We start from the raw sequence: 22,337 nt of genomic DNA on the forward strand, positions 1-22,337 counted from the left end.
GCAATCTCAACTGAATCAGCTCCGCTGTGACACGCGCCGGTTACCTTTAATGGATATGAGGTGAATGGGGCGATTGTTTTGCTATACTCTCTCCGCACGGGCGATTGGCGCAACGGTTAGCGCAGGTGCTTTACACGCACAAGGCTGGGGGTTCGAATCCCTCATCGCCCACCATTGAATTGGAAACGGTCCTCGCAAGGGGACCGTTTTTGTTTGGGCCCAGCGCATGGGATTCGAACCCGAAAGGGTGCGGAGCTGAGGAAACGCGAAGCGTTTTCCAGCGCAGCACGCGAGGGCCGTAGGCCCGAAGCGAAAGCGGGCGGCGTCAGCCGCACGCGACATCCCTCATCGCCCACCACTGATTTGATAGGCTCCCAGCAATGGGAGCCTTTCTTTTTTGGGCCCAGCGCATGGGATTCGAACCCGCCAGCACATCTGTCACAAAGGCCGTGGCCAAATAATGGCAAAAATGAGTACTGCTACTTTGCTTGCAACATATAAACAGATAGTGTTTGCTTAGGTTACGCAACATATGTCCATTATAAGGACTAACAGTCAGATCAAAATCGTGTATTCATCGCCATTTCGACTTGCCATCTGGCCTTATTAGTCCAAAATTGCTGCTACCAAATCGGTAACAGTACTCATATTTGATGTTTTTTGACCAGCAGGTCTCCCTGCCTTAGCAAATCTAAGGCAAAACGGGCTCCAGACCGCTGAATCATGCCGCATAGGGCACGTCCGCAGTCCGGAACTCGGTCCAAATTGAGTTATTGCGCCGCGTTAGCCCAAAACACCCGACAGGATCTCGATCAGACTGTCCACGTCGGCTTCCTCGCAGACGAGTGGCGGCAGGAAACGCAGCGTATGCGCACCCGTAGCGTTGATCACGGCACCGGCGGCCAGCGCGCGGGCAACAACACCATGCGCGTCGCCCGCGGCATCATCCAAATCACAGCCGAGCATCAAGCCGCGACCACGTACCTCGGTCACGTGCGGCAGCTTGGCGAGCTTTGCCTCCATATAGGCACCCACCTTGGCAGCATGCTCGGCATAATCGCCACGCACAAGCGCGGAGAGCGTCGCGGCACACGCCGCGATGGCCAAGCAGCTACCACCAAAGGTCGAGCCGTGGTCGCCCGGCTTAAACACGTCGGCAATCTCCTTCTTCGCCACGACGGCACCCATGGGCACGCCATCAGCAATGCCCTTGGCAAGGCTCATGATGTCGGGCTCCACGCCATAGGTCTGGAACGCAAACGGCTTGCCGGAGCGGAAGATGCCGCACTGGACCTCGTCGGCGATAAGCACGGCGCCCACTTCGTGTGCCAGGTCGCGCGCCGTAGCCATAAACTCCTCGGTCATGGGATGCACACCGCTCTCACCCTGGATCGGCTCGAGCATCACGGCACAAATTTCGCTCCCCAGCTGCTTAAAGATCGCACGCAGCTCATCCACATCGTTGGGCGTGCAGGCCACAAAGCCACCCGGCAGCGGGCGGAAGCTGTCCTGCAGCCAATCCTGCATGGTGGCGGCAATGGTCTCGAGCGTACGGCCGTGGAAGCCGCCGCGCATGCACACGATGGTGTTGCCGCCATTACCGGCACGCTTGGCGTACAGGCGCGCGAGCTTCATCGAGCCCTCGTTGGCCTCGGCGCCAGAGTTGGCAAAGAAGGTCTCCCAAACCTGCTCATCCGCAGCCGGGGCACCAAGAGCAGCTGCCGTGGTCTCATCGCCGGCGGCAATGGCATCGGCAAGCACGCGCGCACCATCTACGTCGTCGTTAGCAAGCTTGGACAGCAGCGCCGCGACCTGTCCGCGCTGCTCAATGTAGAAGTAATTGGAGACATGCATGAGCTTTTTGGTCTGTGCCTCGAGCGCCGAGAGCACAGCCGGGTCGCCATGACCTAGGCTGCACACGCCGATGCCGGCAAGAAAGTCGAGGTACTCACGGCCATCGTCGCCGGTGAGCTTCATGCCGTGACCCTCGACAAACTCGACCGGAGAGCGGCCAAAGGTATGCATAACGTAATGGGATTCAAGCGATTGCTGAGCTGCAAGTGACATGGGATGCCTTTCGTTGAGCGCCGGACGGCGCAGGCCTATGGGTGTAGGAATGGGGCGGCTGAGGGTCAGCTAGACCGTCTGAAGCTTCTCGACCTCGTCAAGATTCTCGGTCAGACGCGCAGCAAACGTCGAAAGCGGATGCGGATGCGTATCGAACTCGTAAGCCGTCTCGGTGGAATGGATCACGGTACCGACGCCGGCATCGGTCAGCAGCTCCAGCAGCAGCGAATGCGGCGTGGTGCCGTTGATGATGTGAGCGCGAAATACGCCGCCGGCAAGCGCATCGACGGCCGCGCGCAGCTTGGGAATCATGCCCTTATCGACCTCGCCGCCGTAGAGCATTTCGTTAACCTCGTCGAGTGTTAGGTTGGAGATGAGTGAGTCTTTATCGCTAAAGTCCTTGTACAGGCCGTCGACGTCGGTCAAAAAGATCGCCTTGTGCGCGTGGAGCGCTGCCGCAACGGCACCGGCGGCGGTATCGGCGTTGATGTTGAAGAAACCGCCGTCCTCCCCCGCCGCGACGGTAGCGATAACGGGGATGTACTCGCTATCGAGTAAGCGCTCGATATAGTCGGTGTTAACGTGCGTCACTTTGCCCACGCGACCGAGCTCGGGGTCGAGCGGCTCGGCGATGAGCGTGCCAGCATCGCTGCCCGACACGCCCACGGCCAGGTTGCCGTGGTGGTTGATGGCGGCAACCAGCTCCTGGTTAACCTTGCCGCCCAGCACCTCGCGCACGATATCCATAGTCGCCGGCGTGGTCACGCGCTGGCCGTTCTTAAACTCGACGGGGATGTCGTAGTGGCTCAGCGCCTCGTTGATGGCCTTGCCGCCACCGTGCACGATAACAGGGCGCATGCCGATGATCTTGAGCAGCACGATGTCGCTCATCACGTCGCGGCGCAGCTGCTCATCAACCATGGCGGCTCCGCCATATTTGATAACAACCGTCTTACCGGTCAGGTTCTTAATCCACGGCAGCGCTTCGAACAGCAGCTGCGCGGTTGCTTCGTTGGATTCGTTCGAACGACAATCGCGTGCGAATTTCATAATCTGCCTCGTCTTTCGTATCGTTATCGCGCCGTGCTCCGCTGTCCGCAATCGCGGCAAGATGCGCAGCGTGCCTGGAATCTAGGAACGGTAGTCGCCGTTAATGGAGATGTACTCATGCGTGAGGTCGCAGGTCCACACGGTCGTTGCCGCGTCGCCTGCGCCCAGGTCGGCCGAGATCACGATCTCGGGCGCCTCGAAACGTCGTAGAGCCTCGTCCTCGTCAAAGGGAACAGTCAGACCATCGCGACAGACAGGCATGCCCATCATGTCGATGGAAACGTCTTCCTGATTAAACTTCACGCCGCACTTGCCAAGCGCCATAGCAACGCGGCCCCAGTTGCAGTCGTGGCCGGCGATGCAGGTCTTAACGAGCGGCGAGTTGGCAACGGCACGGGCGGCGATATCGGCCTCCTCGTCGTTCACGGCGCCGGTAACGTTGACCGTAACAAGCTTAGATGCGCCCTCACCATCGGCGGCGATATTGCGCGCCAGGCTCTCGCACACCTCGTGCACGGCAAATGCCAACTCGTCAAAGGCATCGGAGCCCTCGACGATAGGCTCGGCATCTGCGGCAGCGGCGCCGGAGGCAAGCATGATGCAGGTGTCGTTGGTCGAGGTGTCGGAATCGACCGTTACCTTGTTAAAGGTCTGCTTGACGGTCGAGAGCAGCAGGGCATGAAGTGCCGCAGGCTCGACGGGGGCATCGGTGGTGATAACTGCGATCATGGTGGCCATGTTGGGCATGATCATACCCGAGCCCTTGCACATTCCGCCTACCGTATAGACATTGCCCGCATGACCCGCAGCCTCACTGACGTAGGATACGGCGTACTCCTTGGAGTGCGTGTCGGTCGTCATGATGGCGCGAGCGGCATCGGCGCCACCGTGGGCGGAGAGCGCCTCGTAGGCAGCAGGAATGGCGGTCTCAAACGTGTCGATCGACAGAATCTGGCCAATCACACCCGTGGAGGCAACCAGAATCTGCTGGGGCTCGCAGCCGATGACCTGCGAGGCGATGTTGCACGTCTCGCGCGCGCAGGCAAGGCCCGTCTCGCCCGTGGCGGCATTCGCGTTGCCGGAGTTGATTGAAACGCCGGCGATGATGCCATAGCCCTTGCCCACACCGCCCAGGTTGGCGCGGCTCACCTGCACAGGCGCTGCGCAAAAGCGATTGGTCGTAAACACGCCGGCACCGGGACAGGGTTTATCGGGCACGACGAGCGCGTAATCCAAGCGCTCGGGATTCTTGCGAAAACCCGCATGAATACCCGCGGCCTTAAAGCCGGCCGCTACCGTAATGCCACCCTCGACGGCACGAATCTTGATATCGAACTGCTCTGTATTCATCGTCCTTACGACTCCTTATATCAAACAAAAAACGGACATCGGTTGGTGCGCCATGCCAGTCGTGATCATGAGACCAGCTTAAGAGTGGCGCCCCACTCGATGCCCGACTACCAAATCGTTAACAATCGAATGTGCTACACCGGGCACGCCACTGTGGGCAAGCCTCGTCGCTCGTCAAAGCCAAAGACGATATTGGCGCATTGGACTGCTTGGCCCGCAGCGCCCTTGCACAGATTGTCGATGGCGCCCGTCGCCACCAGCACGCCCGCGCGCTTGTTGAGCGCGAGGCCAATCTGGGCGGCGTTGGTGCCGACGACCGAAGCCGTCTTGGGCTGCTGGCCGGCGTCGAGCACGCGCACAAAGGTGCGTCCAGCGTAGAACTGCTTGTAATAGTCGACAACATCCTCAAGAGCCAACGTGTCGAGAGCCTGCGGCGCGAGCGGCAGCGTCACCGTGGAGAGCAGACCACGCTTGAGCGGTGCCAGGTGCGGGGTAAAGACGACGCGATCGGTCAGGCCCAAGATCTGCTCGATTTCGGGCGTGTGGCGATGCTTGCCCACGCCGTATGCTTCCAAATTCTCGTCGGCGCTGCAAAAATGCGTACGAGCGTTGCAGGACTTGCCGGCACCCGTCACACCGCTGATGGCATCGACAATCACGGGGCCGTTCTCGGCCACCCAGCCCGCGCGCACGGCGGGCGCGGCGGCAAGGCTCGTTGCGGTGGGATAGCAACCGGCGCAGGCGACCAGCACGGGTTTGCCGTCGGCATGGTCGGATGCGGCGGTCTCCAAGTCCTGGCAGAACAGCTCGGGCAGACCGAAGGCACGGGTCTTGAGCAGCTCGGGGCTCGTATGCTCGGCGGCATACCAAGCCTCAAAAACGGACGCGTCGTTCAGACGGTAGTCGGCCGAAAGATCAAAGCAGGAGACGCCCGATGCAAGCAGCGCGGGCACCTGTGCCATGGCAGCCGTGTGCGGCACGGCCAAAAAGACCGCGTCGCAGTTCTTGAGCTCAGGGGCATCATGCGTCGTAAAGACAAGATCGCTTACGCCGGTGAAGCTCGGGTGCACCGCAGACAACGGCTGGCCGGCATCGGCGTTGGACGTAATGGCAGCAAGTTCAAACTCGGGATGACCGAGGACGAGGCGAATGAGCTCGGCTCCGGCATATCCAGCCGCGCCGACGATTCCAACCTTCAAAGACATATCAGACTCCTTGTCTGCGATTTATGCACCGATGCGCATTTCGCAGCGGTCGTTATGAAGTGAGTTGAAACTTTAGCACCAAAAGATGCATTAATACGTAAATGGCTTGCATATTCATGCATTGAAACATTCCCGACACATTCGCTTGAAGGAATTGACAAATGGAGCGGGCCCCGTATTGACCGGCGCTCCTAACGGCGCCGGGCAATACGGGGCCCGCCCATGCGAAAACCAAGTTGTTAGGATGAGCCAGCTGGCTAGAGCTCGACCGGCACCCATTCGTCGTGATTGCAGATAAAAGCCTCGGGATCCTCGACGCTAAAGAAGACGAGCGTGGGGTCGTTAGGCCCCTCATAGTGCTCGCCCAGGCGCTCTAGATGCTTCCACCCAGCTTCGCGCATTTCGCCTAAAGCCCGGTCATCCAAGCCGGCACGCCCGCGCAAGATGAGCCAGCCATGGCCCGGCCACCAACTCGTGGCCTCAAAGCGCTGGTTTTGCAGCAGCTCTTGCCACACATCTTTGGTGCGCGCTGTTACAAACCACAGCTTGCCATCCTGGATCTGCGCAAACGAAAACGGACGCACATGAGGCTGTCCGTCAACGCTCGTCGCCAAATACCATGCCGGCACCGACGTCAGATACTCCAACACCGTATTCAATCCGTCCATGTGTCCTCCTGGCGCTAGCTAATTCGGAACGGGTAGTTAATTTGAGACGCTCTAGAGCTCCAGGCGCTCCTCGCTGCCGTCGATATCACAGAAGCGCGCGGCAATGTTGCGGACCGAAAAGAAAGCAAGGCGGCCGTCGTTGGCACTCTCGTGTTCCTCGCCGATGCCCACCATGTGCTTAAAACCCGCTTGACGCACCTTGTCGCTCGCAACCGCGTCGTCCTCAAGTGCGGCCTCGCCGGTCAACACGATCCAACATTCCCCCGGCTTCCAGCCCGAGAGCTCAAACTTGGGATTCGCACTCAGCTCCGCCCACACATCCTTGTCGCGCGACGTGCAAAACCACAGCTTACCGTCATCGACCATGGCAAACGAAAACGGCCTCACGCGAGGCTGATGCCCGTCGGTCACATCGGTCGTGGCCAGATACCACGCCGGAATGCGCCTGAGATACGAACAGGCGCGCTCAAGCTGAGCCGTGCGGTCGTTGTCGGTCATAGGGACCCCTTTCTTGCGCTCGAATCGCGCCTAAACAAGTTGAAGGTTGACGACGATGACACACGCAAACAGCAGCATCGTCACAACCGCAGCCAGCGCATCCCCGCGGCGAAATGCAAGCGCATGCAGACGCGTGCGGCCCTGCTCGCCGTGATAGCAGCGTGCATCCATGGCGGCAGACAACGTCTCGGCATGACGGAACACGCCCGTGAACAGTGGAATCGCCACACTGCCGAGCATACGCACGCCGCCGAGCGGGCCACCCGTTACGCGTGCACCGCGGCTTGCCTGCGCGTCCGCCGTCTGCTTCATCTCGGTGGCAAACTGCGGCATAAAGCGCAACGCGATGCCCATGATCATGCCGAGCTCATGCGCAGGGAGCCCCACGCGCGCAAACGGTGCGAGCAGACGCTCAAAGCCCGCGGTGAGGTCGAGCGTAGGCGTGGTGAGCGTAATGGCGCTCATGCCGGCCATCATCAGGGTCAGGCGACACGCCATAAAGGCGGCAGAACGCAGTGAGCCCTCGCTTATCTGCAGAAAGCCGAGCTGCCACAGGATGCGCCCACTCTGATCGGTAAACAAGTTGAGCACCGCGACCACGACGACGATTGCCAGCAGCGGCGCCATCGACGACAGAACGCGACGAGCCGGCACCCGGGACACGGCATAGATCAGCACGACGAAAATTGCGACAGGAGCCAGTCCGCGGAAGCCGCCGACGGTCAGCGTCGTGATTAAAAACACAAAGCCCAGGAGCAGCTTGGTGCGCGGATCCAGGCGATGGATCGCACTATCGCTCGGATAGTAGCTGCCAAACGAAAACGCCTCCATTAGCAGCCCTCCTCTCGCGCGACCGTCTTGGATTTAGCAATGTCCGCGACGTTAGAAGGACCGTCTGAGCGACCGATCAGCAAATCTGCCAGCTCGTCGGCCAGCGACTCAACCGTATAGAGCCCGCTGCAACGCAGCGGCACGCCTGCCTTCGCGAGCGCCAGCGCCATGCGCTGGGCGGCGGGAACACCCAAGCCGATTGATTTAAGCTCATCCGCATGCGCAAAAACCTGAGCGGGCGTTCCCTCGGCAAACACCGCGCCCTCGTTCATCACAACGATACGGTCACAACAATTTGCCAGGTCATCCATGCTGTGCGAAACCATGACAACGGTCAGGCCTTCGTCATGTAAACGGCCAATGAGCTCCAGGAAATCCCTGCGGGCAGCCGGATCGAGGCCTGCCATGGGCTCGTCGAGCGCCAGCACCTCAGGTTCCATGGCGAGCACGCCGGCAAACGCCACGCGACGCTGCTGGCCGCCCGAAAGCTCAAAGGGGCTCTTGTCGCCGACCGTGGAAAGATCGAGGCCCACGCGCGAGAGCGATGACTCGACACGACGGTCGACTTCATCTTGCGGCAAGCCAAGGTTGTGCGGACCAAACGCCACGTCCTGCGCCACGGTTTCGGCAAACAGCTGACGCTCAGGATACTGAAACACCACGCCGACCTTGGCCTTAACCGCAGCGGCGTCTTTCTTGTTTGATAGGTCGAGCCCCAGCGCGCAAATGCTTCCCTCCTGCGGACGGATCAGCCCGTTGAGATGCTGGACCAGAGTCGATTTACCCGAGCCGGTATGGCCTGCTAGCCCCAGGAACTCGCCGCGACGCACCGTCAGCGATACATCGCGCAGCGCCCACGGACTGCTGGGGTCGTTTCCCCAGAGAGCCTGTTTGCTCGATTTGCCCGCAGTGGCCGAGCGCTTATGCCAGCGGCGGCGCTCGCGCGGACTGAGCGAATAACTGTACGAAACATGGGATAGCTCTATGACGGGCTCCGACGCGTTGCCCTCGTTGTCTACCGGAACAGTGCCGTCAGCGATTTCCAACTGGGATGCGGAAGACTGCCCCGCGGTGCCTGCCCCACTTCGCTCGGCATAAGTCTGCGCAATCTCGGCGACCATATCCGCCTCACGTACCTGCGCGCAAACGGGCACGCCCTTCGCACGAAGTGTCCTACCTAAGCAGCACGACGCCGGCATATCCAGGTTGAGCTGAGCGAGTTCATTCGCCCGCGTCAGAATCTCCTCGGGCGTACCCAGCATGGCAACATGCCCCGCCCGAAACACCGCGACACGATCGGCCTCGGCGGCCTCTTCCATAAAGTGCGTAATCATCACGATGGTCATGCCGCGATCGTGCAACGCGCGGCAAGCCTTCATGAGGGCCTTGCGCCCACGCGGATCAAGCATCGAGGAAGCCTCGTCCAATATGAGCACGCGCGGTTCCATGGCAAGCACGCCGGCAAGCGCCACGCGCTGCTTTTGGCCGCCCGAAAGCGCATGGGTCTCGTGGTGCTCAAAGCCCACCAGGCCCACGCCCTTCAGCGCCTCGCGTACGCGCTGCGCAATTTGCGCCGATGGCACGCCTAGGTTTTCGGGACCAAACGCAATGTCATCTTCGACAAGCGTTGCCACCAGCTGGTCGTCGGGATTCTGGAATACCATGCCCGCGGTCGAACGAATGTCGTAGACCAGCTCGGGGTCGGACGCATCCATGCCGTTGATGCGTACCGTGCCCGCATCGGGCTGCAACAGCGCATTCAGATGCTTGGCAAACGTCGACTTGCCCGACCCATTGCCACCGAGGATGCAGAAAAACTCCCCGTCCTCGATGTTCAGATCGACGCCGTCGAGTGCCGACACGGCACCGTCATAACTAAAGGAAACGCCCCGACACTCAATCATGCGCGGCCTTTGACCTGGTCCTTTTTAGGCGTGATGAGGTTGGAAACCGCCTTGTACACCGCAAGCGTCAATACCGAGTTAAGCACGGTCTTGATAAGGTTGAACGGCAGCACGGCAGGAATCATGAGCGGGGCGATCACATCGACCGAGCCATACCAGAACCATACGCCAATGGTAAGGTTTGCGACCATAGACAACGCCGTAGCGGCAATAACGCCGAGCACCAGGCCAATCACGGCACCCTTATAGGTATGCATCTTCTGGTAGACGATAGCCGCGGGCAGAATGTAGCCCAGCGTGGCAACCAGATTCATAAGCGCGCCGACCCAGTCACCCGTAGTGAGCGCATGGATAACGATCGCCATGGCGGCAACAGCAGTACCGGCACCGGGGCCATACGCAAACCCGCACACCATCGCCGGCACCAGCGACGGGTCATACGTCAAAAACGGTGCCGAGGGAAGGATGGGCAGCTGCACATACATAAACAGCGCTCCCAAGGCGCACATCAACGCCATGGTAACGAGCTGTTTGGTGCTCCACCTATTCGTGTTCTCAAAATGGATATGCTGCGACTGTTCAGACATTAAGATCACCTGCCTCTTTCATCCGGACTCTAACCGTTGGCACTGGGATCTCACCAGTTCAGCCGGCATGCGAACCAACACACGCACGGGTCGCGGACTCATCGGCTCGGTCGCAGACGCCTCGCCTGCTCCACGGCGCCCCTTTGGCACCGCCCGATTTACCGCCAGTGGGGAATTCCACCCCGCCCTGAAACAGCAATTGCAAGTGTAGCACGAGGGAAGAGAGGTACAAGTACGCCAGGGGTAATTTCTGGCGAGGGCCAGTTGCCGCAACAACCACGTTCCCCACCCATCCCAAAGTAACGCGCCTTTCGCGCAAAGCGCGAAACAGCGAAGGGACACGTACTCCTATCGACCACGTCCTTCTACGCCCGCCGACCTCAAGGCCGTAAACGCAGGGAATCCGGGGGCGGGACGGGGACTTCTCTCCGGAATATTCCGCAGGACGCAAAGAGGCTCCGCAGCGCGAAGCGCGATGCGGAGCCTCTTTGCATGTCCGAGGACGTTCCGGAGAGAAGTCCCCGTCCCGCCCCCGGATTCCCGGTGGGAGTTCTAGACCTTGTCGGCCTTAGTACATACCGCCGCCCTGCTGACCAGCGGTGGCAGCAGCGATAGCGTCCTCAAGCTGAGTGTTCTTGGGCACATCGGAGACGGTGGCCTCGGTGATGAGAATCAGGCTGGCAACAGAAGCAGCGTTCTGCAGGGTGACGCGGCTGACCTTGACGGGGTCGAGGACGCCCATCTCGATCATGTCGCCCCACTCGCCGTTGGCAGAGTTGAGACCCTGGCCGGCGGGCAGCTCGGCAACCTTGTCGACCACGACGGCGCCCTCAAAGCCAGCGTTCTTGGCGATGGTAGCAACCGGAGCAGTCAGAGCCTTCTTGACGATGTCGACACCGATCTTCTCCTCGGGGTCGTCAATCTCGACAGCATCGAGCGCAGGAGCAGCGTCCATGAAGGCGACGCCGCCACCGGCGACGATACCCTCCTCGACAGCAGCGCGAGTAGCCTGCAGGGCGTCCTCGACGCGATGCTTGATCTCCTTGAGCTCGGACTCGGTAGCAGCGCCGACCTTGATGACGGCAACGCCACCGGAGAGCTTGGCCAGGCGCTCCTGGAGCTTCTCACGGTCGAAGTCAGAGGTGGTGTTCTCCATCTCACCCTTGATCTGAGCGATACGAGCGTCGATGGCCTCCTTGGAGCCAGCGCCGCCGACGACGACGGTATTGTCCTTGGAGATGGTGACGGACTTAGCGGTACCGAGCATATCGGCGGTGATGTCAGCGACCTTCACGCCCAGCTCGTCCAGGGCAGCCTGGCCGCCGGTGAGGACGGCGATGTCCTCGAGGATGCGCTTGCGGCGATCGCCGTAGCCCGGAGCCTTGACGGCGCAGACGTTGAGGGCGCCACGGATCTTGTTGAGAACCAGGGTAGGCAGAGCCTCGCCGTCGATGTCCTCAGCGATGATGAGCAGGCCACGGCCAGCGCGCTGGACAGCCTCGAGAACGGGCATAATGTCCTGAACGCTGGAGATCTTCTGGTCGGTGATGAGGATGTACGGATCCTTCATCACGGCCTCCATGCGGTCGTTATCCGTGACGAAGTAAGCGGAGACATAGCCCTTGTCGAACTGCATGCCCTCGACGGTGTCGATGGTGATGTCGAACGTCTGGGAATCCTCGACGGTGATGACGCCGTCCTTGCCCACGACCTCCATGGCCTCGGCGATCTTCTCGCCGACCTCGGGGTCACCGGCGGAGATGGTACCGACGGAAGCGATCTGCTCCTTGGTCTCGACCGGCTTGGCCTGCTTCTTCATCTCGGCGACGGCGGCGTTAACGGCCTTGTCGATGCCGCGACGGATGGCCAGCGGGTTGGCGCCAGCGGCGACGTTGCGCAGACCGTCGTTGACGATGGCCTGGGCGAGCAGAGTTGCGGTGGTGGTGCCGTCACCCACGGTGTCGTTGGTCTTGGTGGCAACCTCCTTCACCAGCTGAGCGCCCATGTTCTCGATGTTGTCCTCGAGCTCGATCTCCTTGGCGACGGAAACGCCGTCGTTGGTGATGGTCGGGGCACCGAACGTGCGCTGCAGCGCAACGTAGCGACCCTTGGGGCCCATGGTGACGGTAACGGCGTCGGCCAAAGTGTTGACGCCCTTGGCAAGCTTAGCGCGGGCATCGGTGTTGAACGTAATGTTCTTTGCCATGGTAGGTAATCCTCCAAAAGAAATGTGACTCGCGTCGCCGCTTCCGAGTCCTGTGCGGCGGGCGCGTTCAAAGACGAATCAGAGATTCTGACGAGACTAGGCCTCGACGACGGCGTAGATGTCGTCGGCGCGCATCAGCAGATACTTCTCGCCGTCGACCTTGACCTCGTTGCCACCGAACTTACCATAGATGACAACGTCACCGACCTTGACGTCCATGGGGATGCGCTCACCCTTGTCGTTGACCTTGCCGGCGCCAACGGCAACGATGGTGCCGCGCTGCGGCTTCTCCTGGGCGTTGCTGGCGATATACAGACCAGAAGCGGTCTTCTGCTCGGCCTCGTCGGGCTTGACCAGAACACGATCTGCAAGCGGCTTCAAAGACGACATGCTTGTTTCCTCCTTTTTGGGCCGCGCGGTTATGCCGCGCGAATTAACCCTTTTTGTTTGCGTACGCGTTGAATGGTACCCACGAATGGCGGGTTATACAACACGGAGTCAAAAAATCTTATTTTTTGGCACTTAGATTTTCTGAATGCCGGGGGATAACTTAGCGATGCCTCCCGTGTGGCTCCGGAGGGGCGGGGCATAAGGTTTCCTGCTCGGGCAGTCCTGCTCGCACGAAGGCCACATTAAGTGGCCTTCGGCTCGTGCGGAACTCGCGATAAACCTTATGCCCCGCCCCTCCGGAGCCACACGGGAGGCAGGTTAACTAATTCGGGCCCGGCATTCAGAAAAGTCAGTGCAGCAAAATGGCGATGCGGATAGCGACATGTGCATGGTTTTCGCTGCGCGCACGGGTCCCCTGGGGAGCACCGTGCATTTTTGGGAGTATTCAGCAGACTAGGACGGCTGCATACGTGCCGGACACACCATATTGGTCCCAAGGACGCCTTCGGCCGGCGATTTTGGTCGGCAGGCAAACCCCGTCAGGACAGAAAGGCATGCCTCACGCCGCACCGGAGCACAAAATGACGTCAATCTCTGCAACGTTACTCAGCCGCAGCGGCACAGGCAGAGCTCGCACTCCGTTTTTTGCACGGCGCGGACGGGGGTACATCAGGATCCGGAAGAACATCCCAGCCTTTTTATGCAATTCGTAATGGAAAGTATGCAAAACACCTAGAGATAGCATTGCTGCTGTCCAAATTGGGCGCGGGGCGGCGGCGCCTCCGCCCCGCGCCCAAATCAAGCAGGGCGGGGACGCTCCTAACGAACCCCCCATTTGCAAACAAACGCGGCTCGAGCGCCATCCCAAAATAAGCTGCCCGAGCCGCGTTTAACGGTAAGACATGAATACTTAGCGCTCGTAGATCAGGTTGCCGGCTAGGTAGGTGGCTTGGACTTTGGTGGCTTGGAGTTCTTGGGGGTCGATGGTGAGTGGGTTTTGGTCCAGGACTACCAGGTCGGCGTATTTGCCGGGTTCTAGGCTGCCGAGGTTTTGCTCGTCGCCCGCTGCATAGGCGCTGCCCAGGGTGTAGTTGCGCAGAGCCGTTGCCGCATCGATGCGCTCGCTCGGCAGCCAGCCGCCCTCGGGCCAGTGGCTTTTGGGGTCCTGGCGCGTGATAGCCGTGTAGAGCACGTTCATGCTGGTAACAGCTGTGATGGGGCTGTCGGTACCGAAGGCTTGGCGAATGCCGCGCTGCTTATAGGTTGCGAACGGCCACATGATGCGGCTGCGCTCCAAGCCCAGGTCGCGCTCCGGACCACCCGGGTCGAGCGTGATATGGCAGGGCTGGCTCGAGGCAACCACGTCGAGCTTGCGCAGGCGGTCGATGTCCTCGGGCAAGAGGTTCTCCAGATGCTCAAGCGTGTTATGACCGTGCTGGGGCAGGCCGTACAGGTCGGCCGCTTCCTCGAAGATATCCAGCGCGGCATGAATCGCACCGTCACCAATGACGTGGATGCGCACGGTGTGACCGCGCTCCGCGGCCGCCAGAACCAGTTTGCGCATGCGCTCAGCCGGAACCGTCAGACGGCCCTGGTCGCCCGGGAAGCGCGGATTGGTATAGGGCTCGGTGAGATATGCCGTGTGTTCGCTCGACACGCCATCGAAGAACTGCTTAAAACCAGGCGCCGAGAGCAGCGCGTTGTTCGCGTAGCGGGTCTGCAGTTCTTCTAAGCGCGATTGGTCATCCAGCAGTGTGGGGAATAGATGGGCTCGGATGCCCAGTTTGCCGGCTGCCTGCAGTTTGTCGTAGACGTCGTCGCGGATAAAATCGCAGCCCGGCATGGGCATGAGCGACATATCGCAGATCGAGGTGATGCCCTGCTCGGCCATACGCTTCATCTGGTCGGCGTAAGCGCTCGCGATGCGGTCCTCGCCCAGCCACTCCAGGCAGCGCGGTAGCAGCTGCATGGCAGCCGCCTCGTGAGCAATGCCCGTGAGCTCGCCGTTTGCATCCTTGTCGTAGCTGCCGCCCGCTGGCGGCTCGCTGTCGCGTGTGACGCCGAGCGCCTCGAGTGCGCGGCTGTTGAGCCAAAGCGTATGCCCGTCGCCCGAATACATAACGCAGGGACGATCGGGGAATGCCGCATCGAGCGACGCCTTGGTAGGATGCTCGGGCGGGTCCCAACGGTAGTCGCGCCAGCCCTGCGTCACAACCCAAGCGTCATCGGGCAGGTCCTGGGAAAACTCGAGCGCATGTTGCACCAGCGCCGCCTCGGACGTGCCCATATCCATAAGCATGTACGGCGAGGAACCGACCGAGGTATGGAAGAAGTGCAGATGAGCGTCATGGAAACCGGGGCAGACAAACTGCTCGCCGTAGTCGATAACCGACGTGGCGGCGGGAGCGGCGGCGATCACGTCATCGGGCGCACCGACTGCGACGATACGGTCGCCTGCGATGGCAATCGCCAGCTCGCGGGCGGTATCGATGCCGTCTTGCGCGGTAAAGACGTTCTTGGAGCGGATAATCCGATCGATATGTTGCATGGGCATCCCCATCTCTGGCAGGAAATTCAACACCCCCGAGTGTACTCCCCCGCCCTTGTAACAAAACCCCAAGCGGCAAACGGCAACTTTACCAGCCCTAGCGGCAGGTGGCATACTGGAGAGAGCCTGTACGATTTTGCGATCAACCCAGCAAGGAGCAAATCGACCATGACGAAGACCAAGGCACAGCAGATTATGGCGGCGACCGAGGCTCGCGCGGCTGACGACGTCACCGCAGCCATCAAAGATATCGCTACCGAGTTTGAACCCTATATCATCAAGCAGCGCCGGCACTTCCATAAGCACCCGGAGCTGAGCCTTGCCGAGGAGCGCACGACCTCCGACATCGCCAACCAGCTCGACGCCATGAATATCCCCTATGAGCGTCCCCTTAAGACGGGTCTGGTGGCGACCCTTCGCGGCACCGCGCCCGATGCCTACCGCGAGGACGGCACGCCGCGCCGCCGCATCCTGCTGCGTGCGGATATCGACGCCCTGCCCGTCACCGAGCAGACCGGCGAGGAATTTGCCAGCGTCAACGAGGGCTGCATGCACGCCTGCGGCCACGACTGCCACATCGCCATGATGCTCGGCACGCTGCAGATTCTGCGCCATATGACCGACGACATCCACGGCGAGGTCCGCATCGTCTTCCAGCCCAGCGAGGAAAACGGCCAGGGCGCCAAGCTCATGATCGGCACGGGTGTGCTCGACGGCGTCGATGGCGCCTACGCCGCGCACATCTGGAGTGAGGTCGACGCCGGCACCGTGAGCTGCGAGCCCGGCCCGCGCATGGCCAATACCGACTGGTTCCGCATCGACGTCCGCGGCACCTCATGCCACGGCGCCATGCCCCAGCGCGGCCACGACGCCGTTATGGTTGCCGCCGAGATCGTCAACGCTCTGCAGACCATCGTCTCGCGCGAGATCAGCCCCTATGAGCCGGCTGTCATCACCGTCGGCGAGCTGCACGGCGGCACCGCGCGCAACGTTATCGCCGGCACGGCCTACCTTGCCGGCACGGTGCGCACCTACGGAGATTCGACCCACGAGGAAATGCCGGAGCTTATGCGCCGCATCGTGGAGCATACCGCGGCCGCCTTGGGCGCCGAGGCAGAGCTCACCGACTACACCATCGCCAACTACAAGGTCGAAAACGACGCCGCCTCGAGCGAGCGCTGCCGTCAGGCTGTAATCAAGTGCCTGGGCCCCACCGGTCAAGGCCATTACCGTGGCACGCTTTCGGGCGAGGATTTTTCGGAGTACCTGCGCCGCGTGCCGGGCGTGCTCGCCTTTGTAGGTACGCGCAACCCCAAGATTGGTGCCACGTACGCCCAACATTCCTGCTTCTACAAGATCGACGAGACCGTGCTGGCAAAGGGCTCCATGGTGGCCGCCCAGTATGCTATCGACTTTTTGGCCGAGCCCACGCAAGAGGAGCTCGACGGCCCCACGATCGCCGCGGTTGCCGAGACCAACCCCGACTTGGCCGCCAAGCTGCGCTCTGCCAAGGCAACAGCCGCTGAGGCGCGCGACGCCATGCACGATGCTCGCACGGCACGCCATGCCGCGATCAAGGGCATCCACGATGCACGTGCCGCCGCTCGCCGCGAGGAGAAGCGCGGCGAGTAGTCGATTCGCGGCCATCTCGCAGTCATAGCCACATCGCGATATCAAAGCGGGGGCGGACGTTTCGACACGTCCTCCCCCGCTCATTTGTCAAGCGCTATTTCTACCGTTTCTACCCCGTCCCCAAATGGCAGGTGGCAGGGTTACTCGTCCTGCGGGTCCTCGTCGGAGCTTGGCGCAGGCTCGGGCTCAGGCACGGGCACGGGCGCGGGCTCAGGCTCAGGCTCAGGCTCAGGCTCAGGCTCAGGCTCAGGCTCGGGCTCGGGCTCGGGCTCGGGCTCGGGCGCAGGCGCCGGCGCCGCAGCGGAATCGGATACGGGCGCTGCGTCGGCGCTAAAACCAGCCGGAGCAGACTTCTTCTCAAACGGCAGCACAAAAGTCAGGACGTCGTCCTTGTCCTCGTCGGCCCACTCGCTTGCGTAGCGCGCAACCCAATAGCCAACGGCACGATGCTTGAGCATCTTGCCAAAGACCGTAAGGAATACCGTGACAAACGCCGTCAGCACCAAGAACAATACGAGCGTGATGCCACCGCCGGTAACAAGCGCCTCAATAGCCGAAGGACGGTAGTAGTAGTTATACATACCGACAGAGGCAATGGCGCCGAAGACGAGCGTCAGGATCCATGTGACAACGTTGGCGACCAGACCCGTCAAAAACTCGGGAAGGAACGAAGCGCAGAACAGCTTGGTCTTGTTGTGCTTAAACGCCGCCCAGACCTTGTCGAGCGAAAACGCGCTCTCGACACGACCGGTCACCGCAAAGTGCATCACGGCAATGTCGGCGAACATCTTAAAGAAGACTCCCAAGACCGCCGTGGCAATCATAGCCAGGACAAGCAGGCCAAGCGAGCCAAACAGCGCTGCCTCGAGTGCATAGGAGCCGTAATACGAATACGAGCCCGCGGCGCCAATTACCACGCTCTCCACCAGCGAAAGCACTACACCGATAACGGGAATGGCAGCGATAACCTCGAGCACGACCGAGATAACGCTCGAAAAGACTCCGAGGCCAAACGACGTGGAACGCATGAGTGGACGATCCATACCGCCATCAACCTTGAGCGACAGATCGCGACCCCACTCAATACCAAAGCCGGAACCACACACGCTCGCAATGCAAGCTGCCAAAAAGCCGATGGCAGCCGCAATGCCGCCAATAACGGGAATAAACAGCACGAGTACCGACACAACACAAATCAGCGCCGGTAAAAAGGCAATCTGGCACACGCGCTGCAGCACGCCCGGAGTCTTGGTCATATCCTCAAACGCCTGAGCCACACAGCCCTTGGACGCATTCGCCACGGGCGGTTGCGGAACAAACTGCTGGGGCTGACCCTGAGGGGCAGAGGCTGCGGCACCGGCATTGGGGGCACCACACGTGCCGCAGAACTTGTCGTTATCGCCCATGGGGGCGCCACACTGCGAGCAGAACATAGAATCATCCCTTCGTATCTTGAACGAATCATCTGGATCGCAAACGATGTCTTTGGCATCATTATCACCCAATGTGGGGACAAATACTCCAACATGACGCATTTGCAATGCGCAGGGCGCTATTCGATTGTTTGATGAGCTCGACCACGTTAGTTCGTTCCGCGGAAACCCTTGCCGACGATCTCGGAGCTGTCGACAATCGTGATAAAGGCACCCGGATCGACTTCGCGCGCATAGCGGCGCAGTTGCACGGCCTCGCGACGGCTTAGCACGCTCATGATCACCGTCACGCACTTGCCCGAGAAAGCACCGTAGCCGCGGCTGATAGTCGCCGTACGGTTGAGATGCTTGACGATAAACTCCTCGACCTTAAGGGGCTCGGAGCAAATGACCGTGCAGACTTTACGCAGGTGGATGCTCTCGATGGCTTTGTCGACCACAAGCGTCTTGGCAAACAGGCCGAGCACGCAATACAGACCGACGCGCGGGCCGTACAAGAAGGCCGCGATGGTCACGATGCCGATGTCGACCAGTAGCAGGGCGCGGCCAATCTCGAGCGTCGTGCGACGTTTGAGGATCATGGCGAGAATGTCCGTGCCGCCCGTCGAGGCACCAATATCAAAGACGATAGCGCTGCCGAGCGCCGGCAGAATCACGGCAAAGCACAGGTCGAGCCACATATCGCCCGTCATCGAGACATCGGTCGGAATAAAGAGCTCAAACAGCGAAACATAGGCGGACAGCGCAAACGAGGCAAAGACACTCCACAGGATTGCCTTGCGCTCCAAAAAGATAAAGCCCAGGATGACGAGCACCGCATTGATAATCCACATAAAGACGCCGACGGGCAGGGTCGGGAACAGCGTGGACAGAATGACCGACACGCCCGAGGTGCCGCCAAAAGCAAAGTGATTAGGTGTTTTAAACGCGACGATGGCAAAGGCCGTGAGGATCAGGCCCAAATTGAGCTCGGCAAAAAAGCGCGGAAAGCCCGGCTCCTGGCTGCGCTTGCGACCAGCGCGCTCGCCCCGCTCGATAACATCGCGATCGACCACGCGCTCCATCGGCACTACGGGAGGACGATGCGCCTCCTCGGCAGCACGCGACGCCGCCTCTGCCGCGGCGGCCTCAATTGCCCATGCCTTGCTTTCTGTTTCGTGCTCGTCGGCCATTACGGCAACCCCTCGTTAACAATTTGGAAACAATGCGCCCATTAGAGTAACGCGGAACGTGGGGATTGCAACCCTTAGTTAGACGAGCGGTATGACTACATCGGGAGCGTACAGAAACGGCCGGCCACGCTTTTGCTTGCGCGGTCGGCCGTTTAACGTTTTCGCAGATAAAACCTGCCAAAACAAACCTGTCCCTTTTTGGAAGGTTATTCGTGCTGGCTGGTGCGATGCTCGTACTCCTCGGGGGTGATGACGTCCTCGATGCGCAGGTTGACGCCCGCCACCTCAAGGCCGGTCATCGCGGCAAGGCGCTCGGTGACACGCGCCTTGACATCGTCGAAGATCGCGGGCGCATAGGCGCCGTACTCGATGATGACGGAGATGTTGACGACCACGCGATTGTCATCGGTGACCTCGACCGTCACGCCCTTGGTCAGGTTCTCGGCACCAAACTGCTCCTGCACAAAGTGCATGAGGTTACCCTTCATGCCCAGAACGTGCGGCACCTCGCGGGTGGCCATGGCGACGATTTTCTCGATCACGCCGTTGGAATAGGTGAGCGAGTCCTCGGACTCGTCCGCTTCCTCGTCATCCTCATCCGTATCGGACTCGGCCTCGACGAGAGCCTCATCCTCGAGCGTCACATCCTCAGCTTCGGCGACGACCGCCTCGTTCTCCTCGAGCTCGGTATCGGCTACATCGACCTTCGTATTAAAAGCCATGGTTCCTCCTTATGCCTGCCGCGGATGCGACAGTCGAATACATATTAGCGGCCGCTAAACAGACGGCCGAAGAAGTTGACGATCCCGTTCTCGCCGTCGCGGATCTGACCAATTACGGCGCCGATCAGCACGAAGAATGCAATGACGAGCGTGTCCCACAGGCCCAACGTGAGCACCAACACGGCGAGGATAAAGCCGGCGACGGCGCCGAGCGTGGTGTTGGGATGACGCACAGCATAGCTCCAGATGGCAGCGCCCGTACCCTTGATGAGACCCATAGCCTCGTCAAAATCCGCGGCTGCCGCGTCTTGTAACTCGGTTGCCTCTGCTTTGGAATCAACAGGTTCGCTCGCCGACGTGGCGCTCTGGTCAATCGTCAGGCGCGGCGTACGAGCGGTCTTATCTTGATTGGTATCACTCACCGGAAACCTCCACGGTCTGGACGGTAGTCTTGGACGGCAAAAAACGGACACGCGCGGTCGTACCCGGCGTGCCGAGCATGGTGTCGCAGGCCTTCTCGATGCGCTGCTGCATCGAGGTGGCAAGAGCGGCAACGTCCTTATCATCGAGCGCGATGGCCTCGACCTTAAAACGGACGTGCGAATCGTCGGAGCCTTGGACGCGGGCCTCGACATGCTCGACCATCACGCGGTCGTCACGCTCGGCAGCAGCCCTGGCGCACGAAGAAAGCGCCGCAAGGGTAACCTCGATATTGCGCTCCCCCGCCGGATGCACGCAGGACGGTTCGCGACGGGCGAACATCAGGCGGAAAAAGCTTACCAGCACGCCGATCGCCACGACGCCGGCGCACGCCGTGACGACGATGCGCGGCATGGGGTCGCGCATCAGCAGCATAAAGCGATACGTATACGGCCCCCAAAACTGGCAGACAAGCGTACCCAGCGCCACGATGGTGGCGGCAAGATACACGATCGCTAGGGCTCGTTTGAGTACGCGCACGCGGCGCTCCCTTCAAATCTCGGCTCTCGAAATGCAGAACGGTTCGCATCATTATAAAAGAGCCGGGTCCGGTGCTCTACGCACGCGGATCCGGCTCATCTATTCCACGAGGCTTGCATGCTCGCTTCATTATGCCCAGATATGCACGGCTTAACCCGTGCGAGCGCTACTCCTCCTCGAGGGCAGCGATGACCTCGTCGGTCATGTCCATGGTGCTGTAAACATCCTGGACGTCGTCGAGCTCCTCAAGACGGTCGATGAGGCGCTGGACCTTCTTGGCGTCGGTACCAGAGACCTCGGTCGGGGTGGTCGGGACCATGGTGGTCTCGGAACCCTTGACCTGGACGCCCTGCTCCTCGAGCGCCTTGGAGACAGCCATGACGTCGTTGGCAGCAGTCCAGACGATCCACTCCTCGCCGGCATCCTCGTAGTCCTCGCCACCGGCCTCGGCGATGGCCATCATGAACTCATCCTCGTCACCGGCAGCACCGTTGGCGATCATGGTCTCCTTCTTGGCGTTCTCGTCCAGGATCTCCTTGGCGACGACGATCTGGCCCTTGCGCTCAAACTGGAAGGCGACGGAGCCGGAGGTGCCCAGGTTGCCACCAGCGTGGGAGAAGGCGGAACGGACATCAGCGGCGGTACGGTTGCGGTTGTCGGTCAGGCAGTCGACGTAGACGGCGACACCGGCGGGACCGTAGCCCTCGTACACGATGTTCTCGTAGACGGCGGCGTCAGCACCCGAACCAAAAGCCTTGTCGATAGCGGACTTGATCTTGTCCTTAGGCATGGACTGAGCCTTGGCCTTGGCAACGGCAGCGGCGAGGCTGGCGTTGTTCTCGGGCAGCGGGTCACCGCCGAGACGGGCAGCAACGGTGATGTTGCGGCTGAGCTTGGAGAAGAGGGCGGAACGCTTGGCGTCCTGCGCGCCCTTACGATGCTTGGTTGTGGCCCACTTAGAGTGTCCGGACATACGTGTCTCCTATCGGTTTCGACCTAAAGCCCAGCGCAGATGCTCGGGCAATATAAACAAACGTCGTTATGATATACCTACTAGCCTGCGAGATAAACCCCAAAATGAAGGCGTCGTGATGATGTCCCCTTTGGTGCAAAG

19 protein-coding genes, 1 tRNA gene and 1 riboswitch are annotated in these 22,337 nt (G+C 60.7%); of the genes, 2 read left to right on the top strand and 18 right to left on the bottom strand.

The window, feature by feature from the left end; all coding sequences use genetic code 11:
• Positions 1 to 98 precede the first annotated feature (98 nt).
• Positions 99 to 174: transfer RNA gene (locus tag DWY03_RS04575), tRNA-Val, on the top strand.
• 609 nt (positions 175 to 783) lie between these two features.
• Here the strand turns inward: DWY03_RS04575 and DWY03_RS04580 are convergent.
• The 12 genes from DWY03_RS04580 to DWY03_RS04635 form a co-directional block, all read right to left on the bottom strand.
• Entirely contained in the window at positions 784 to 2,067 is a 1,284-nt protein-coding gene (locus tag DWY03_RS04580; protein WP_117745772.1) for an aminotransferase class III-fold pyridoxal phosphate-dependent enzyme, read from the bottom strand.
• Positions 2,068 to 2,136: 69 nt separating this feature from the next.
• Positions 2,137 to 3,117 (bottom strand): acetylglutamate kinase, encoded by a 981-nt coding sequence (gene argB, locus DWY03_RS04585; RefSeq protein WP_117648252.1) that lies wholly within the window; start codon positions 3,115 to 3,117, stop codon positions 2,137 to 2,139.
• A gap of 81 nt (positions 3,118 to 3,198) precedes the next feature.
• The gene (gene argJ / locus DWY03_RS04590) at positions 3,199 to 4,467 is read right to left on the bottom strand and encodes a bifunctional glutamate N-acetyltransferase/amino-acid acetyltransferase ArgJ (RefSeq protein WP_117840014.1); all 1,269 of its coding nucleotides are present in this window, start codon (positions 4,465 to 4,467) and stop codon (positions 3,199 to 3,201) included.
• 134 nt (positions 4,468 to 4,601) lie between these two features.
• On the bottom strand, positions 4,602 to 5,672 hold the full coding sequence (gene argC / locus DWY03_RS04595; protein ID WP_117774044.1) for an N-acetyl-gamma-glutamyl-phosphate reductase: 1,071 nt from the start codon (positions 5,670 to 5,672) through the stop codon (positions 4,602 to 4,604).
• Positions 5,673 to 5,929: 257 nt separating this feature from the next.
• Positions 5,930 to 6,340, bottom strand: coding sequence for a pyridoxamine 5'-phosphate oxidase family protein (locus DWY03_RS04600; RefSeq protein ID WP_117637582.1), 411 nt, complete (start codon positions 6,338 to 6,340; stop codon positions 5,930 to 5,932).
• A gap of 51 nt (positions 6,341 to 6,391) precedes the next feature.
• The gene (locus DWY03_RS04605) at positions 6,392 to 6,838 is read right to left on the bottom strand and encodes a pyridoxamine 5'-phosphate oxidase family protein (RefSeq protein WP_117563813.1); all 447 of its coding nucleotides are present in this window, start codon (positions 6,836 to 6,838) and stop codon (positions 6,392 to 6,394) included.
• 30 nt (positions 6,839 to 6,868) lie between these two features.
• Positions 6,869 to 7,669: an energy-coupling factor transporter transmembrane protein EcfT gene (locus DWY03_RS04610; protein ID WP_117563814.1), complete on the bottom strand. Its 801-nt coding sequence runs from the start codon at positions 7,667 to 7,669 to the stop codon at positions 6,869 to 6,871.
• On the bottom strand, positions 7,669 to 9,573 hold the full coding sequence (locus DWY03_RS04615) for an energy-coupling factor transporter ATPase (RefSeq protein WP_117840015.1): 1,905 nt from the start codon (positions 9,571 to 9,573) through the stop codon (positions 7,669 to 7,671). The genes DWY03_RS04610 and DWY03_RS04615 overlap by 1 nt, the downstream gene beginning before the upstream one ends.
• Positions 9,570 to 10,160: an ECF transporter S component gene (locus DWY03_RS04620; RefSeq protein WP_055252299.1), complete on the bottom strand. Its 591-nt coding sequence runs from the start codon at positions 10,158 to 10,160 to the stop codon at positions 9,570 to 9,572. The genes DWY03_RS04615 and DWY03_RS04620 overlap by 4 nt, the downstream gene beginning before the upstream one ends.
• Positions 10,161 to 10,166: 6 nt before the next feature.
• Positions 10,167 to 10,359: riboswitch (FMN riboswitch) on the bottom strand.
• Positions 10,360 to 10,728: 369 nt separating this feature from the next.
• Positions 10,729 to 12,366 carry a chaperonin GroEL gene (groL, locus tag DWY03_RS04625; RefSeq protein WP_006234938.1) on the bottom strand — a complete coding sequence of 546 codons (1,638 nt, stop codon included), beginning with the start codon at positions 12,364 to 12,366 and terminating at the stop codon, positions 10,729 to 10,731.
• 96 nt (positions 12,367 to 12,462) lie between these two features.
• Positions 12,463 to 12,756, bottom strand: a complete 294-nt coding sequence (gene groES, locus DWY03_RS04630; protein WP_022094351.1) for a co-chaperone GroES — start codon at positions 12,754 to 12,756, stop codon at positions 12,463 to 12,465.
• Positions 12,757 to 13,666: 910 nt separating this feature from the next.
• Positions 13,667 to 15,310, bottom strand: a complete 1,644-nt coding sequence (locus DWY03_RS04635) for an amidohydrolase (RefSeq protein WP_231500737.1) — start codon at positions 15,308 to 15,310, stop codon at positions 13,667 to 13,669.
• A gap of 162 nt (positions 15,311 to 15,472) precedes the next feature.
• Here DWY03_RS04635 and DWY03_RS04640 point away from each other — a divergent pair, with 162 nt between their 5' ends.
• The gene (locus DWY03_RS04640; protein WP_117840016.1) at positions 15,473 to 16,936 is read left to right on the top strand and encodes a M20 family metallopeptidase; all 1,464 of its coding nucleotides are present in this window, start codon (positions 15,473 to 15,475) and stop codon (positions 16,934 to 16,936) included.
• Between the two features lie 140 nt (positions 16,937 to 17,076).
• Here DWY03_RS04640 and DWY03_RS04645 read toward each other — a convergent pair whose 3' ends face one another.
• From DWY03_RS04645 to DWY03_RS04665, 6 genes are all read right to left on the bottom strand, one after another.
• A complete protein-coding gene (locus DWY03_RS04645; protein ID WP_158558622.1) occupies positions 17,077 to 18,369 on the bottom strand; it encodes a zinc-ribbon domain-containing protein in 1,293 nt (430 codons plus the stop codon).
• A gap of 149 nt (positions 18,370 to 18,518) precedes the next feature.
• On the bottom strand, positions 18,519 to 19,541 hold the full coding sequence (locus DWY03_RS04650; RefSeq protein ID WP_117840018.1) for a YitT family protein: 1,023 nt from the start codon (positions 19,539 to 19,541) through the stop codon (positions 18,519 to 18,521).
• Positions 19,542 to 19,747: 206 nt separating this feature from the next.
• Positions 19,748 to 20,263 carry an Asp23/Gls24 family envelope stress response protein gene (locus tag DWY03_RS04655; RefSeq protein WP_055251999.1) on the bottom strand — a complete coding sequence of 172 codons (516 nt, stop codon included), beginning with the start codon at positions 20,261 to 20,263 and terminating at the stop codon, positions 19,748 to 19,750.
• A 44-nt stretch (positions 20,264 to 20,307) separates the two neighbouring features.
• On the bottom strand, positions 20,308 to 20,685 hold the full coding sequence (locus DWY03_RS04660) for a DUF2273 domain-containing protein (protein ID WP_231500738.1): 378 nt from the start codon (positions 20,683 to 20,685) through the stop codon (positions 20,308 to 20,310).
• Positions 20,678 to 21,223 carry an alkaline shock response membrane anchor protein AmaP gene (locus DWY03_RS10225; RefSeq protein WP_231500739.1) on the bottom strand — a complete coding sequence of 182 codons (546 nt, stop codon included), beginning with the start codon at positions 21,221 to 21,223 and terminating at the stop codon, positions 20,678 to 20,680. The genes DWY03_RS04660 and DWY03_RS10225 overlap by 8 nt, the downstream gene beginning before the upstream one ends.
• A gap of 166 nt (positions 21,224 to 21,389) precedes the next feature.
• Complete coding sequence (locus DWY03_RS04665; RefSeq protein WP_055251993.1) at positions 21,390 to 22,196, bottom strand: YebC/PmpR family DNA-binding transcriptional regulator; 807 nt, start codon at positions 22,194 to 22,196, stop codon at positions 21,390 to 21,392.
• Positions 22,197 to 22,337 lie beyond the last annotated feature (141 nt).

It is taken from the genome of Collinsella sp. AF23-2 (assembly GCF_003459245.1).
Taxonomy (GTDB): domain Bacteria; phylum Actinomycetota; class Coriobacteriia; order Coriobacteriales; family Coriobacteriaceae; genus Collinsella.